The following is a 14,723-nucleotide window of genomic DNA, read 5'->3' as shown; positions in this document are numbered from 1 at the left end:
GCTCAGCTGAGCTTGATCTCCTGCTGGGCCGTGATCTCACCGCCCTTGATCTCGTAGGCCCAGATCACCACCCGGGACTTGTCCACGTCACCGTTGTCGGCGAACTTGAGGGACTTCGAGACCCCCTCCTTGTCATAGGAGTCGACCCACGCCAGCAGATCCGCACGCGTCGTGTTGCCCTCGGCCAGGCCCTCGATCAACACGTTCGCGGCGTCGAAACCCTCGGCACCGTAGGAGCCCGGAGGATTGCCGTACTCCGCTTCGAAGTCAGCCGCGAAGGTGCCACCGGCCTTGTCCGGCGGCAGGCACGGGCAGGTCACGATCACACCCTCGGCACTGGCCCCGGCGCCCTCCGGGAAAGACGGGTCGTAGAGACCGTCGAAGCCGAGGAAGGTCGTCGTGATGCCGGCCTCCCGCATCTGCTTCACCAGCGGAGCCGCCTCGTTCGTGTAGCCGCCGTACGCGATCGCATCCGGCGCGGCAGCCTTGATCTTCGAGATGGTGGCGGCGAAGTTGACCTGCTTCTCCTGCACCTGGTCGGTGCCGCCCGCCAACGCACCAAGGGCCTTGGTCAACTCGTCGGCGATGCCGGCGCCGTAGGTGGTGCCATCATTGATCACGAAGACCTTTTTGGCCTGCACGACATCCCGAAGGTAGACGGCCGCGGCGGCACCCTGGACCGCGTCGTTACCGACCACCCGGTGGAACACCTCGTTACCACCCGCGGTCAGCTCGATCGCGGTCGCCGACGGGCTGACCATCACCATCTCGGCCGCCTCGTAGACCGCCATCGTCGCCTTGCTCTCACCGGAGAACGCGCCACCGATGACGCCCAGGAAGGACTCGTCGCCGGTGACCTGGTTCGCGACCGGCGTGGCCTGGGTCGGGTCACCCTGGGTGTCGAACTCCTGCAAGGTCACCTCGCAGTCCGGGTTCGCCTCGTTGTGCTGATCCACCGCAAGCTTTGCGCCGTCGCGCGACGGAATCACCAGACCCGAGTTCGGGCCGCTGAAGGCACCGAAGATGGCGATCTTGCCACCGCAGTCACTGCTGCCGCCGGCGTTGTCCTCCTCCGCCTGACAGCCCGCCGCGGCAATGAGGGCCGCCGACAACCCAATGGCGCCGAGCGCCCGTGGGGATTGCTGGTCCGAAATATTATGGTGATTCTAGAGTGGGCGGCTTGCTTTTGGAGCGATGGGAGCGCGCCGCATCCGTAGACCTTCTTCGGCGTCTTTCGTGACCCAAGGCGCGCGCTGACCCTGGGACTCGGCACGCACCTCGTCCACCTCGTTGACGTCGGAGGGAGACCGCGAGATCTAACGACCCCGTTGCCCTGCGCGACACCACGTGTGTATGGCTCTAAGCCCCGGCTGGTGGTGTGGCTGTCGTGGACTACCAGCCCCGGGCTCGCCACTGGGGCAGGGCGGGCCGTTCGGCGCCGAGAGTGCTGTCCTTGCCGTGGCCCGGGTAGAACCAGGTGTTGTCGGGCAGCCGGTCGAACACCTTCGCTTCCAGGTCGTCCATGATCTGAGCGAAGTCTGACGGACTTGTTGTCTTCCCAGGACCCCCAGGAAAGAGGCTGTCCCCGGTGAACAGGTGCGGTGTGCCGGACGGGTCCTGGTAGAGCAGGGCGATCGAGCCCGGGGTGTGCCCGCGCAGGTGAATCACCTCCAGCGTGCAGTCGCCGACCGGGATTCGGTCGCCGTCGGCGAGGGGCTCCACCTTGATCGGCAGCCCGGGTGCGTCCTCGGCGTGCGCCAGCGGCCGAGCCCCGGTCTCGGCCACCACCTCTTCGAGGGCCAGCCAGTGGTCCATGTGCTGGTGGGTGGTGACCACCGTGGCGAGGCCGGCGTCGCCGATCAGGTCGAGTAGCCGGGGCGCCTCATTGGCCGCGTCCACCAGGACCTGCTCGCCGTTGGTCTGGCAGCGCAGCAGGTAGGCGTTGTTGTCCATCGGACCCACCGACACCTTGGTGATGGTGAGCCGGTCCAACTCGCGGGTGGCTGGCGGGCCGCCGGGGGTGACGTCTCCGGTGTAGGTCATTGGTCGGTCAGATCCATTCGGGTGGGGTCGGTAGCGGGCCGTCGGGAGTGACGGTGAGCCGGGTGCCGGGGCTGCGGCCGATCAGCCAGGCGGCGAGGTGAACCGCTGCACCGCTCACGGTGGGGGCGGCGGTACGGTCGCCGACCACCAGTTCGTGCTGTCTGCCGTCGCAGCGCAGCACCATCGGTGGCGCGTCGGAGCGCCCGGCCAGCCCGGTGGCGACCTCGCGCAGGAGCCGGTGGCCGAACGCCTCCGGCCAGTCGGCGGGTCGGTAGTCGACGGCCAGGTCCACGTGGTGCACCTCGACTTCGCGGAGCCGGCCCCAGACGAGGTTCGCCGCGGACCACGGCCCGCGTCGGGTGGTGACCGTGGCGCCCCACGCCTCGGCCGGCATCGCCGCCACCGCCTCGGCGAAGCGCTCCGCGCTGCGGCGCAGGTCGTCCCGGTGCGCGGTGGGTGGGCGGACGGCGCCGGCCTCGATGTCCGCGGAGCGGGCGGCGGGGCTCGCGTACATCGGGATGGGGTCGCCGGTGCGGGCGGCGGTGAGCAGGTTGACGAACCCGTCGGCGTTGCGGGCGAGGTGGGCCAAGATGTGCCCCCGGGTCCAACCGGGCAGCAGGGACGCGGTGGCCAGGCTCGTCTTGTCGAGGTTAGCTGTGGTGCGCAGGAGACGGGCCGTGGCGTCGTCCACCTCGCCGGTCAGCCGCAGTGGATCGGAGGTCACCTCTCGACCCTAGCGGTCGGATCGTCCCTTCGTCGTCGGGGAAATCGGTTTCGGGTCCCCGGCGGTGCACCCTACGGTCGGCGACAACGCGAGGCCGGGAGGTCGGAGAAGGAGGGGAGCCCGTGACCATCGACCTGACGGCCCTGGGCTGGGACGCCGACTGGGCGTCCAACGCACGACGGCGCGCCGACTATCAGCCGGGCCGGGTGGCCCGGGTGGAGCGGGGGGTGTGCACCGTCCTCGCCGCTGCCGGCCCGCTCCGCGCCACCCTCGGCGGTGCGGTGCTGGCCACCGCCGCCCGGGACCGGACGTACCTGCCATGCGTGGGGGACTGGGTGCTGCTCGCTACCTGGCCCGACCGGCATGTGACGGTCGAGGCGGTGCTGCCCCGGCGTACCGCGTTGGTGTCCCGGACCACCGGTAGGGCCGCCCACGGGCAGGTGCTGGCGGCCAACCTGACCGTCGCGGCGGTGGTCGAACCGATGCGTCCCGAGCCCGACCTCGGACGGATCGAGTGCCTGCTCGCGCTCGCGCAGGAGTCGGGGGCCCGGCCACTGGTGGTGCTGACCAAGTCTGACCTGGTCGCCGATCCGGCTGCGGTGGTGCGACAGGCCGCGGCGGCGGCGCCGGGGGTGTCGGTGCTGCCGGTGAGCGCGCAGCGGGGTGCGGGGCTCGATCCGCTGCGTGCGGAGGTGGCGCCGGGTCGGACCCTCGGCCTGCTCGGCTCCTCCCGGGCGGGCCGGTCGAGTCTGGTGAACGCGCTGGCCGGCGCGGTGGTGCTGCCGACGTCGGCGAGCCGACGGGCGGACGGCGCGGGCCGATCCAACTCCGCTGGGCGGGCGCTGGTGGCGGTGCCGGGCGGTGGCGCGGTGGTGAAGACCCCGGGGGTACGGGCGGTGCGCGGCTGACCGATCTGAGCTGGGGGAATGAGCGGGCGAAGGGAAGTGTCACACCCCAGGGCTAGGCTTGCCGAGGCGCTCTTTGGCGCTTGGGTGACCAGGGTTACCAGGTAGCCAAGGCAACCAAGCAGCAAGGTGACCACCACGCCCAACGGGCGACACAACCGCACAGCGCGACCGCTTGGCCGTCATCCGGGTCAGACCTCCCGGGCGGGCCGTCGGGCGACAGCTGCCATCAATCCGCACCCCGGGAGTACACGCACCGTGGTTGACCGACTCATCATCCGTGGCGCGCGCGAGCACAACTTGCGTGACGTCAGTCTCGACCTGCCGCGGGACGCGCTCATCGTGTTCACCGGGTTGTCCGGTTCCGGCAAATCGAGCCTGGCCTTCGACACCATCTTCGCTGAGGGGCAGCGGCGCTACGTCGAGTCGTTGTCGTCGTACGCGCGGCAGTTCCTCGGCCAGATGGACAAGCCGGATGTGGATTTCATCGAGGGGCTCAGCCCGGCCGTCTCCATCGACCAGAAGTCGACCTCGCGTAACCCCCGGTCGACCGTGGGCACGATCACCGAGGTCTACGACTACCTGCGCCTGCTCTTCGCCCGGATCGGCCAGCCGCACTGCCCGGTCTGCGGCGAGCGGATCTCCCGGCAGACCCCGCAGCAGATCGTGGACCGGGTCCTCGCCATGGCTGAGGGCACCCGGTTCATGGTGCTCGCGCCGGTCGTCCGGGGTCGTAAGGGCGAATATGTGGACCTCTTCGCCGAGCTCCAGGTGAAGGGTTACGCCCGCGCCCGGGTGGACGGGGTGGTGCACCCGCTGACCGAGCCACCGAAGCTCAAGAAGCAGGAGAAACACACCATCGAGGTGGTCATCGACCGGCTCACCGTGAAGCCGTCCGCCAAGCAGCGACTGACGGACTCGGTCGAGGCGGCGCTTGGGCTCTCCAGCGGTCTGGTGCTGCTGGACTTCGTCGACCTGCCCGAGGACGACCCGGAGCGGGAGCGGCGCTACTCGGAGCATCTGGCCTGCCCCAACGACCACCAGCTCGCGATCGAGGACCTGGAGCCCCGGGTCTTCTCCTTCAACGCCCCTTACGGCGCGTGCCCGGAGTGCACCGGCCTGGGCACGAAGAAGGAGGTCGACCCGGAGCTGGTGATCCCGGACCCGGAGCGCACCTTGCGGGAAGGGGCGATCCAGCCCTGGTCCGGCGGGCACACCCTGGAATACTTCCTGCGCCTGCTGGGGGCGCTGGGCGAGGCGGAGCACTTCGATCTCGACACGCCGTGGCGGGCGCTGCCGGCCCGGATCCAGAAGACGATCCTGCACGGCGCCGACGACCAGGTGCACGTGCGCTACCGCAACAAGTACGGCCGGGAGCGCTCGTACTACACCGGCTTCGAGGGCGTGATGCAGTGGATCGAGCGCCGGCACTCGGATACCGAGTCGGAGTGGTCCCGGGAGAAGTACGAGGGCTACATGCGGGACGTGCCCTGTGCCGCCTGCGGTGGCGCCCGGCTCAAGCCGGAGGTGCTGGCGGTCACCGTCGCCGGTCGGAGCATCGCCGAGGTGTGCGGGATGTCTGTCGGGGAGTGCGCCGAGTTGCTCGCCGGCGTCGAGTTGACCGATCGGCAGCGGCTGATCGCCGAACGGGTCCTCAAGGAGATCAACGCCCGGCTGCGGTTCCTGCTCGATGTCGGGCTGGACTACCTCTCCCTGGACCGCCCGGCCGGCACCCTCTCCGGGGGTGAGGCGCAGCGCATCCGGCTGGCCACCCAGATCGGTTCCGGCCTGGTCGGCGTCCTCTACGTGCTGGACGAGCCGTCGATCGGCCTGCACCAGCGGGACAACCACCGGCTGATCGAGACGCTGTTGCGCCTGCGTGGGCTCGGCAACACGTTGATCGTCGTCGAGCACGACGAGGACACCATCCGTACGGCGGACTGGATCGTCGACATCGGCCCGGGGGCGGGCGAGCACGGCGGCCGGATCGTGCACAGCGGGTCGGTCCCGGCGTTGTTGGAGAACCCGGAGTCGGTCACCGGGGCGTATCTCGCCGGCCGGAAGGAGATCCCGACGCCGGAGCGGCGCCGTCCGCAGACGCCGGGCCGGGAGCTGACGGTGCGCGGGGCCCGCGAACACAACCTGCGGAACCTGACCGTGACGTTCCCGCTCGGTCAGCTGATCGCCGTCACCGGGGTCAGCGGCTCCGGCAAGTCGACTCTGGTCAACGACATCCTGTACGCGGTGCTGGCCAACCAGATCAACGGGGCGCGGCTGGTGCCGGGCCGGCACACCCGGGTCGCCGGTCTGGAACACGTGGACAAAGTCGTCGGGGTGGACCAGTCGCCGATCGGCCGCACCCCACGGTCCAACCCGGCCACCTACACCGGCGTCTGGGACCACGTTCGCAAGCTGTTCGCCGAGACGGTCGAGGCCAAGGTTCGGGGCTATGGGCCGGGCCGGTTCTCGTTCAACGTCAAGGGGGGTCGGTGTGAGGCCTGCTCCGGCGACGGCACGATCAAGATCGAGATGAACTTCCTGCCCGACGTCTACGTTCCGTGTGAGGTCTGCAAGGGCGCTCGGTACAACCGGGAGACCTTGGAGGTGCGCTACAAGGGCAAGACCGTCTCGGACGTGCTGGAGATGCCGATCGAGGAGGCGGCGGAGTTCTTCTCCGCGATTCCGGCCATCCACCGACACCTTCGGACGCTGGTGGACGTGGGGCTCGGCTACGTCCGGCTGGGCCAGCCCGCGCCGACTCTCTCCGGGGGCGAGGCGCAGCGGGTCAAGCTCGCCTCCGAGCTGCAGAAGCGCTCTACCGGGCGGACGGTCTACGTGCTCGACGAGCCGACCACCGGGCTGCACTTCGAGGACATCCGGAAGTTGCTGATGGTGCTGGAGGGGCTGGTCGACAAGGGCAACACGGTGATCACCATCGAGCACAACCTCGATGTGATCAAGACTGCCGACTGGATCATCGACATGGGACCGGAGGGCGGCCATCGCGGCGGCACGGTCCTCGCCGCCGGCACCCCGGAGGAGGTCGCCGAGGTGCCCGAGAGCCACACCGGCCAGTTTGTGCGCCAGGTGCTCAAGCTCGATGGCGCGGCGAAGGGGGCGGCGCAGGCCACCTCCCGGGCGGCCAAGGCCAACGGGGCGAAGACCCGCGCGGCCGGTGCGAAGACCCGCGCCCCCCGAAAGACCGCTGCCCAGGCTCGGTAGAAGAGCTACCGCCACCGGTCCCGGTCCACGGCACTGGTCGTGGTCCACGGCACTGGTCGTGGTCTGCGCCACCGGTCCCGGTCACTGCGATGACCGGGACCGGTGGCGTGACCAGGGCGGCAGTGTGACCAGAGTGGTGGCTCCGGCTGGCCGGGTAGGGTCGCACGGGTAGCCCCGGGCGCTGACATCGAGTGCGGATGCCAGGAACGCGGCGCCGACCGGGCGAACTGCCGGTGAGCGTGGTCCGGGAAGCCGGCTGGGGCGTACATCATGGCGGCGGTTTGGTGGCCGAGGAGATTGCGGAATGAGTGACGAGCAGATGCCGACGGGGACTGGCACCGAAGCCGGCGCTGGCAGCGGAGCCGGAGCTAGCGCCGGAGCCGGGGCTGGCAACAGTGCGCGGACCCGGCGGGTGTTGCTGACCGGTGCGGGTGCCGTCGGCGCGGCGATGGCCCTGGCCGCCTGCGGCGACGACTCCACCGGCGAAGCCGGGGTCAGCCCCGGCCCGGCGCTGACCGAGAGCGGCGACCCGGGTGGCGGCGATCGGGAGGGCGCCCAGTCGCTGGCCCGGACCAGCGACATCCCGGTCGGAGGTGGCACCGTCTACGCCGCCCAGGGGATTGTCATCACCCAGCCCTCGCCAGGGGAGTTCAAGGGCTTCGACCCGATCTGCCCTCACCAGGGCTGCCCGGTGGCAAACGTTGACGGTGGCACGATCAACTGCACCTGTCACGGGAGCAAGTTCTCGATCGAGGACGGCGCGGTGCAGTCCGGCCCGTCGACCAAGCCCCTCGCCCCGCGGGATGTCAAGGTCACCGGCGACCGGATCTCGCTCGCCTGACCGCGCGGGCTGGCGTGCCGGGGGCTGGCGTAGCAGGAGGCCGTCGGAGTCGGCGACTAGGCTCGGAACGTGGCTGATCCCTCGTCCTACCGTCCCGCCCCCGGCACGATCCCGGAGTCACCGGGGGTCTACCGGTTCCGCGACGGAACCGGCCGGGTGATCTATGTCGGCAAGGCGCGCAACCTGCGCAACCGGCTCAACTCCTACTTCGCCGACCCGGTCAATCTGCACCAGCGCACCCGGCAGATGGTCTTCACCGCCGAATCGGTGGACTGGATCTCCGTCGCCACCGAGGTCGAGGCGCTCCAGCAGGAGTTCACCGAGATCAAGCAGTACGACCCGCGGTTCAACGTCCGCTACCGGGACGACAAGTCCTACCCGTACCTGGCGGTCACCGTCGCCGAGGAGTTCCCCCGACTCCAGGTTATGCGGGGAGCGAAGCGTAAGGGTGTGCGCTACTTCGGGCCGTACTCGCACGCCTGGGCGATCCGCGAGACGCTCGACCTGCTGCTCCGGGTCTTTCCGGCGCGCACCTGCTCGTCGGGGGTGTTCAAGCGGGCCGGGCAGGTCGGCCGCCCCTGCCTGCTGGGCTACATCGACAAGTGCTCCGCGCCCTGCGTCGGCAGCGTCTCCGTCGAGGAGCACCGGGCGATCGTGGACGGCTTCTGCGACTTCATGGGCGGCCGGACCGACCTCATGGTCCGCCGGTTGGAGCGGGAGATGGCCGACGCCAGCGCAGCGCTGGAGTTCGAGCGGGCCGCCCGGCTCCGCGACGACCTGGCCGCCCTGCGCCGGGCGATGGAGAAGCAGACCGTGGTCTTCGGCGACGGCACCGACGCCGACGTGGTCGCCTTCGCCGACGACCCGCTCGAGGCGGCCGTGCAGGTGTTTCACGTGCGGGACGGGCGGATCCGTGGCCAGCGTGGCTGGGTGGTCGAGAAGACCGAGGAGCTGAGCATCGGCGACCTCGTCCACCACTTCTGCACCCAGGTCTATGGCGGGGAGCACGGCGAGGCTGATGTCCCCCGGGAGTTGCTCGTGCCCGAGCTGCCCGCCGACGTCGAGGCGCTCGCCGACTGGCTCTCCGACCACCGCGGCAGCCGGGTGACGCTGCGGGTGCCGCAGCGCGGCGACAAGCGGGCCCTGCTGGAGACGGTCGCGCGGAACGCCACCGACGCCCTGGCCCGGCACAAGCTCAAACGCGCCGGTGATCTGACCACCCGGAGCAAGGCCCTCGACGAGATCGCCGAGACGTTGGGCCTGCAGACAGCGCCGCTGCGCATCGAGTGCTACGACATCTCCCAGATCCAGGGCACCGACGTGGTGGCCAGCATGGTGGTCTTCGAGGACGGGCTGCCGCGCAAGAGCGAGTACCGGCGATTCATCATCCGGGGCGCCACCGACGACCTCTCGGCGATGTCGGAGGTGCTGCGGCGACGGTTCGCCCGCTACCTGGACGCCCGGGCCGAGACGGGGGAGGCCGGTGTCGAGTCGGCCGGTGACCCAGCCGCCTCGACCGGGCGAATCCCGACCGAGCCGGCCTCGACCGAGCCGGGCGCACCCGGCGAGCCGCGGGTTGGCGCCCTGGTCGATCCGACGACCGGCCGGCCGCGCAAGTTCGCCTACCCACCGCAGCTGGTGGTGGTGGACGGGGGAGCGCCGCAGGTAGCGGCGGCGGCGCAGGCCCTCGCCGAGTTGGGCGTCGATGACGTGGCGCTGTGCGGGCTGGCGAAGCGGCTGGAGGAGGTGTGGTTGCCCGACGACGACTTCCCGGCCATTCTGCCGCGCACCTCGGAGGGCCTCTACCTGCTGCAACGGGTACGGGACGAGGCGCACCGGTTCGCCATCACGTTCCACCGGCAGCGGCGTTCCCGGCGGATGACCGAGTCGGCGCTGGACCGGGTCTCTGGGCTGGGCGAGGTGCGGCGCAAGGCGCTGCTGCGCCACTTCGGCTCGCTGAAGCGACTCTCCGCCGCCTCGGTGGAGGAGATCACCGAGGTCCCCGGGGTCGGCAAGCGGACCGCCGAGGCGATCCTCGCCGCGCTCGGCGACTCGACGCAGCCCGATGAACCCCGCACGTAGTACGTGTCTATCGGAGCGTTGCTGACAGAAGGGCTGGGCATGCTGAAGGTGACATCCGTGGACGGCACGGCGATCGCGTACGAACGCTACGGGGAGCTCGGCGCGGATCCGCTGATCGTGGTCGGCGGCGCCACTTGCGACCGGGCGAAGACCCGCGCACTGGCCGAAGGGCTCGGCGCCCACCTGTCGGTCGTCAACTACGACCGCCGTGGTCGCGGCGACAGCGGCGACGCCAGCCGGTACGCCGTCGAGCGGGAGGTCGAGGATATCGCCGCCCTCGTCAACGACCTCGGTGCCGACGTCATCCTGTACGGGCACTCGTCCGGTGCCGCTCTGGTGCTGCACGCCGCCGCCGGGGTGCCGGCCAGAGCGATCGTGCTCCACGAACCACCGTTCGGCGCGGACACCGACGAGGACCGCCAGGAGGCCCGCGACTACGCCGAGGCCCTGACCGCGCTGCTGGCGGAGGATCGACGCGACGACGCGGTGGCGCTGTTCTTCCAGACCACCGGCGTGCCGGCGGAGGCCGTGGCCGAGCTGCGCCACGAGCCGTGGTGGGCCGACGTGGTGGCACTCGCGCCGACGCTCGCCTACGACTCGGCGGTCATGGGTGACCGCAGCCGCGGTGGAACCCTGCCGGTGGAGGTCGCCGCCCGGGTTTCCGTGCCCGCGCTCGTGCTCAGCGGCGGCGACAGCCCGGGCTGGATGATCGAGGTGGCCCGTGCCGCCGCCGTGGCGCTGCCGCAGGGCACACACCGGGTGCTGCCCGGCGAGGGGCACGTACCGTCGCCGCAGACCCTCGCCCCGGTGCTGACGGATTTCATCGCCCGACGCTGCACCGGCGCCGTGCTCGGCCCGGTCGGTCCTCGCGCCTGGCGCGGGTGGGACGACATCGCCAGCGTGTTCCAGCAACCCACGGGTCCTGGGTGGGCAGTGGATCGGCTGCCCACTGTTGATTAAGCCGGGTGTGGGGCGTCGGCGAGTACGGCCAGCACCTGCTCGCCGTACTTCGCCAGCTTCGCCTCGCCGACGCCACTGACCTGGGACAGGTCGGCCAGGGCGGCCGGGGCGTCGGTGGCGATCTGCCGCAGCGTGGCGTCATGGAAGATCACGTATGCCGGCACGCCCTGCTCCTTGGCGGTGGCGGCCCGCCAGGCGCGTAGCCGCTCGAAAGCCTCGGCGGCGGCCGGCGCCAGCTTGGCGACCACGGTGGCCGCGCCGCGCGGCTTCGCCGGTCGGGCCTTCCGTGCCGGCTCGCGGCGGAGCATGACGGTGCGACGCCGGCCCAGTACCTCCGCGCTGGTGTCGGTGAGGGCCAGGGTGCCGTAGTCTCCCTCGACCGCCAGCAGCCCCTCGGCGAGCAGCTGCCGGACCACCCCCCGCCACTCCGCCTCGCTCAGCTCGGTGCCGATGCCGAAGACCGTCAGGGAGTCGTGCCGGTGCTGCTGGATCTTGTCGGTGGCGCGGCCGAGCAGGATGTCGACGCAGTGCCCGGCGCCGAAGCGTTGGTTGCGTTCCCGGTCGAGCCGGTAGACCGTGGAGAGCAGCTTCTGCGCGGCGACCGTGCCGTCCCACGACTCGGGCGGCTGCAGGCAGGTGTCGCAGTTGCCGCAGGCGGCGGCGGTCTCGCCGAAATAGTCCAGGAGCTGCACCCGGCGGCAGCGGACCGTCTCACAGAGCGCGAGCATCGCCTCCAGATGGGCGGCGAGGTTACGCCGGTGCGCCAGGTCCCCCTCCGAGGTGTCGATCAGCCGGCGCTGCTGCACCACATCCGTCAGACCGTAGGCGAGCCAGGCCGTCGCTGGCAGGCCGTCCCGTCCGGCGCGGCCGGTCTCCTGGTAGTAGCCCTCCACCGACTTCGGTAGGTCAAGGTGGGCGACGAACCGCACGTCCGGCTTGTCGATGCCCATCCCGAACGCGATCGTCGCGACCATGACCAGGCCGTCCTCGCGCAGGAAGCGCTGCTGGTGCCGGGCGCGGGTGACCGCGTCCAGGCCGGCGTGGTAGGGCAGCGCGGCGATGCCGCTGTCGACCAGGAACTCCGCCGTCTTCTCCACGCTGGCCCGGGAGAGGCAGTAGATGATGCCGGCGTCCCCCGGGTGCTCGTCCCGGAGCAGGGCCAGCAGCTGCCGCTTCGGCTCCCGCTTCGCCGCGATGCGGTACTGGATGTTGGGTCGGTCGAAGCTGGCGACGAAGTGCCGGGCCGAGGTGAGCTGGAGCCGGGTGGCGATCTCGTCCCGGGTGGCGCTGGTCGCGGTGGCGGTCAACGCCACCCGGGGCACCCCCGGCCAGCGTTCGTGCAGCATCGACAGGGCCAGGTAGTCCGGGCGGAAGTCGTGCCCCCACTGCGACACGCAGTGCGCCTCGTCGATCGCGAAGAGGCTGATCCGCCCCTGGTCGAGCAGGTGCTGCACGCCCCGGGTGCCCAGGGCCTCCGGCGCGAGGTAGAGCAGATCCAGCTCCCCGGCGACGAAGGCCCGCTCGACGGCGCGGCGGGCGTCGAGGTCCAGCGTCGAGTTGAGGAAGCCGGCCCGGACCCCGACCGCGGTCAGCGCGTCGACCTGGTCCTGCATCAGCGCGATCAACGGTGACACGACCACCGCGATGCCGTCCCGCAGCAGCGCCGGGATCTGGTAGCAGAGCGACTTGCCGCCGCCGGTGGGCATCAGCACCAGGGCGTCCCCGCCGGCCGCCAGGTGCTCGATGACCTCCTGCTGGAAGCCGCGGAAGGCGTCGTAGCCGAAGACACGCCGCAGCGTTTCCAGCGCGGCGGGCTGCTGGTCGGTGGGGGAGGGCATGGGGCGCAGTCTACGAGTGGCCCCTGACGCGACGGTCCACGCCCAGGCCGTGCGCAGCGGGCGGAGAAGCCTGGTGGCCGGTGGTGAGCGAGCTGTCCCGGTGTCGGGAATGTGACGCGGGAGATCTGTGTGGCTCGGCGGGTTAGAGTCGCTGTTCGAACCCGCGGCCCGATTCCGGTCGCGGTGCCACACGTTGGGGGTATTAGGTGATCGAGGCGCAGACGAGCGTGCCGGGTGGGCCCGATCCGTCGGACACTGACACCACGCTCGTGGTGGTGACCGGGGTTTCCGGCGGTGGGCGCAGCACCGTCGCCCGCGCCCTGGAGAACGTCGGCTACTACGTGGTCGACAACCTGCCCCAGGCGCTGATGCTGGACATGGCCGAGCTGGCGATGAAGGCCGGTGGCGCCGCCCGGCGTACGGCGATGGTGCTGGACGTGCGCTCCCGGGCGTTCTCCACCGACCTGGCCGGTGCGATCCGGGAACTCAAGGAGCGGGGCTTCGGCCCGAGGGTGGTCTTCGTTGACGCCGACGACGAGGTGTTGATCCGACGCTTTGAGAGCGTCCGGCGTTCGCACCCGCTGCAGGGGGACGGGCGGCTCGCCGACGGCATCGCGGTCGAGCGCGGGCTGTTGGAGGGGGCCCGCGACCAGGCCGACGTGTTCGTCGACACCAGCCACCTCAATGTCAACCAGCTGCGGCGGCGGATCGAGGAGCTCTTCGGCGCCGAGGACGCCCGTCAGCTACGGGTGACCGTGGTGTCGTTCGGTTTCAAGTACGGCGTGCCGCCGGATGCCGACTTCGTCTGCGACGCCCGGTTTCTGCCGAACCCGTACTGGGTTCCGGAGCTGCGCGAGCACACCGGGCAGGTGGAGGCGGTCAGTTCGTACGTGTTGGGCCAGGCGGGCGCCGAGGACTTCGTGGCGACCTACGCCGACCTGCTCAACGCCACCACCGCCGGTTTCGAGCGGGAGGGTAAGCGGTATCTGACCGCCGCCGTCGGTTGCACCGGCGGCAAGCACCGCAGTGTCGCCATCGCCGAGGAGTTGGCCGCGCGGCTGCGCCAGACCGGCCTCGCCGCCAACGCGCAGCACCGGGACCTGGGGCGCGAGTGACGGCCATCCGGGTGGTCGCCTTCGGTGGCGGGCACGGACTCTCCGCTTCGCTGCGGGCACTGCGGCGCTGCGCTCCCGAACTCGACCTTGATCTGACCGCCGTGGTGACGGTCGGCGACGACGGTGGGTCCAGTGGCCGGCTGCGCGCGGAGCGGGGCGGACTGCCGCCGGGGGACCTGCGGCAGGCGCTCGTCGCGCTGGCCGGCGACCACCCCGCCACCCAGCGCAGCGCCGGGCTCTTCCAGCACCGTTTCGCCGCGGTCCCGACGCCGACGGCCGGCGACCGGGCGGCGACGGGCGGGCTGACCGGGCATGCTGTCGGCAATCTCGTGCTCTGCGGGCTGATGGAGCTGCTCGGCGACCCGGTGGCGGCGCTGGAGCACGCCGGCGCGATGTTGGGCACGGTCGGGCGGGTGCTGCCGATGTCCTGCGAGCCGGTCGGGATCGAGGCGCGGGTCCGGGGCGTTGATCCGGACCGGCCGGCGGAGGTCGGTATCGTCAGCGGCCAGCATCAGGTGGCCGTCACCACCGGGCGGGTCGAGTCGCTGCGGCTGAATCCGGTGGCACCGGAGGCCTGCCCCGAGGCGCTGGCCGCCATCGGCGCGGCCGACTGGCTCCTCTTCGGCCCGGGCAGTTGGTACACCAGCGTACTGCCGCACCTGTTGGTGCCGGAGCTGGCCGCGGCCATCGTCGCGAGCCCCGCCCGCCGGCTGGTCACCCTGAACCTGGCCGCCGAGAAGGAGACCTTCGGGCTCTCCGTCGCTGATCACCTGGCCGAGCTGCGGTGGTACGTGCCGAAGTTGCGGGTCGACTGTGTGCTCGGAGACGTCAAGGCGGTGGGTGACCCCGATCCGGTCGAACGTGCGGCAGAATCGCTGGGTGCTCGTCTGATCCTCGCCCCGGTCGGGGTTAACGACGGCACGCCCTGTCATGATTCGGCTGCTCTCGCCGCTGCTTTGGTGCCGGTCCTGGGCGCCGCTCGTTAGACACGTA

The 14,723-nt window shown here is 71.0% G+C and carries 10 protein-coding genes and 1 pseudogene; 7 read left to right on the top strand and 4 right to left on the bottom strand.

What is annotated here, in order from left to right; all coding sequences use genetic code 11:
• Positions 1–2: 2 nt before the first annotated feature.
• From K228_RS0114730 to K228_RS0114720, 3 genes are all read right to left on the bottom strand, one after another.
• On the bottom strand, positions 3–1,112 hold the full coding sequence (locus K228_RS0114730; protein ID WP_025619127.1) for a branched-chain amino acid ABC transporter substrate-binding protein: 1,110 nt from the start codon (positions 1,110–1,112) through the stop codon (positions 3–5).
• 280 nt (positions 1,113–1,392) lie between these two features.
• Positions 1,393–2,043 carry an MBL fold metallo-hydrolase gene (locus tag K228_RS0114725; RefSeq protein WP_025619126.1) on the bottom strand — a complete coding sequence of 217 codons (651 nt, stop codon included), beginning with the start codon at positions 2,041–2,043 and terminating at the stop codon, positions 1,393–1,395.
• 7 nt (positions 2,044–2,050) lie between these two features.
• On the bottom strand, positions 2,051–2,767 hold the full coding sequence (locus K228_RS0114720) for a maleylpyruvate isomerase family mycothiol-dependent enzyme (RefSeq protein ID WP_025619125.1): 717 nt from the start codon (positions 2,765–2,767) through the stop codon (positions 2,051–2,053).
• Positions 2,768–2,889: 122 nt separating this feature from the next.
• On the opposite strand from K228_RS0114720, the gene rsgA reads away from it, so the two are divergent.
• The 5 genes and pseudogenes from rsgA to K228_RS0114695 form a co-directional block, all read left to right on the top strand.
• A complete protein-coding gene (gene rsgA / locus K228_RS0114715; RefSeq protein ID WP_025619124.1) occupies positions 2,890–3,675 on the top strand; it encodes a GTPase RsgA in 786 nt (261 codons plus the stop codon).
• Positions 3,676–3,930: 255 nt separating this feature from the next.
• Entirely contained in the window at positions 3,931–6,894 is a 2,964-nt protein-coding gene (uvrA, locus tag K228_RS0114710) for an excinuclease ABC subunit UvrA (RefSeq protein WP_025619123.1), read from the top strand.
• Positions 6,895–7,198: 304 nt separating this feature from the next.
• A complete protein-coding gene (locus K228_RS0114705) occupies positions 7,199–7,735 on the top strand; it encodes a Rieske (2Fe-2S) protein (RefSeq protein ID WP_025619122.1) in 537 nt (178 codons plus the stop codon).
• 69 nt (positions 7,736–7,804) lie between these two features.
• Entirely contained in the window at positions 7,805–9,817 is a 2,013-nt protein-coding gene (gene uvrC, locus K228_RS0114700; RefSeq protein ID WP_025619121.1) for an excinuclease ABC subunit UvrC, read from the top strand.
• A 39-nt stretch (positions 9,818–9,856) separates the two neighbouring features.
• Positions 9,857–10,651 (top strand): annotated as a pseudogene (locus K228_RS0114695) (alpha/beta fold hydrolase); the annotation flags it as partial.
• Between the two features lie 122 nt (positions 10,652–10,773).
• Here the strand turns inward: K228_RS0114695 and recQ are convergent.
• On the bottom strand, positions 10,774–12,615 hold the full coding sequence (recQ, locus tag K228_RS0114690) for a DNA helicase RecQ (RefSeq protein WP_025619119.1): 1,842 nt from the start codon (positions 12,613–12,615) through the stop codon (positions 10,774–10,776).
• A gap of 206 nt (positions 12,616–12,821) precedes the next feature.
• Between recQ and rapZ the strand changes: the two genes are divergently transcribed.
• Together rapZ and K228_RS0114680 are read left to right on the top strand one after the other, a co-directional pair.
• Complete coding sequence (gene rapZ, locus K228_RS0114685; RefSeq protein ID WP_025619118.1) at positions 12,822–13,730, top strand: RNase adapter RapZ; 909 nt, start codon at positions 12,822–12,824, stop codon at positions 13,728–13,730.
• Positions 13,727–14,716 (top strand): gluconeogenesis factor YvcK family protein, encoded by a 990-nt coding sequence (locus tag K228_RS0114680; protein WP_025619117.1) that lies wholly within the window; start codon positions 13,727–13,729, stop codon positions 14,714–14,716. The genes rapZ and K228_RS0114680 overlap by 4 nt, the downstream gene beginning before the upstream one ends.
• Positions 14,717–14,723: the final 7 nt, after the last annotated feature.

The organism is Salinispora cortesiana, assembly GCF_000484695.1.
GTDB lineage: Bacteria > Actinomycetota > Actinomycetes > Mycobacteriales > Micromonosporaceae > Micromonospora > Micromonospora cortesiana.
This window is presented reverse-complemented; position numbering and strand designations above follow the sequence as displayed.

What these genes read in the sequence shown, in the direction of transcription:
- K228_RS0114725 (WP_025619126.1), bottom strand. Translation starts at nt 2,043, where the DNA reads ATGACCTACACCGGAGACGTCACCCCCGGCGGCCCGCCAGCCACCCGC.
- recQ (WP_025619119.1), bottom strand. Translation starts at nt 12,615, where the DNA reads ATGCCCTCCCCCACCGACCAGCAGCCCGCCGCGCTGGAAACGCTGCGG.
- K228_RS0114705 (WP_025619122.1), top strand. Translation starts at nt 7,199, where the DNA reads ATGAGTGACGAGCAGATGCCGACGGGGACTGGCACCGAAGCCGGCGCT.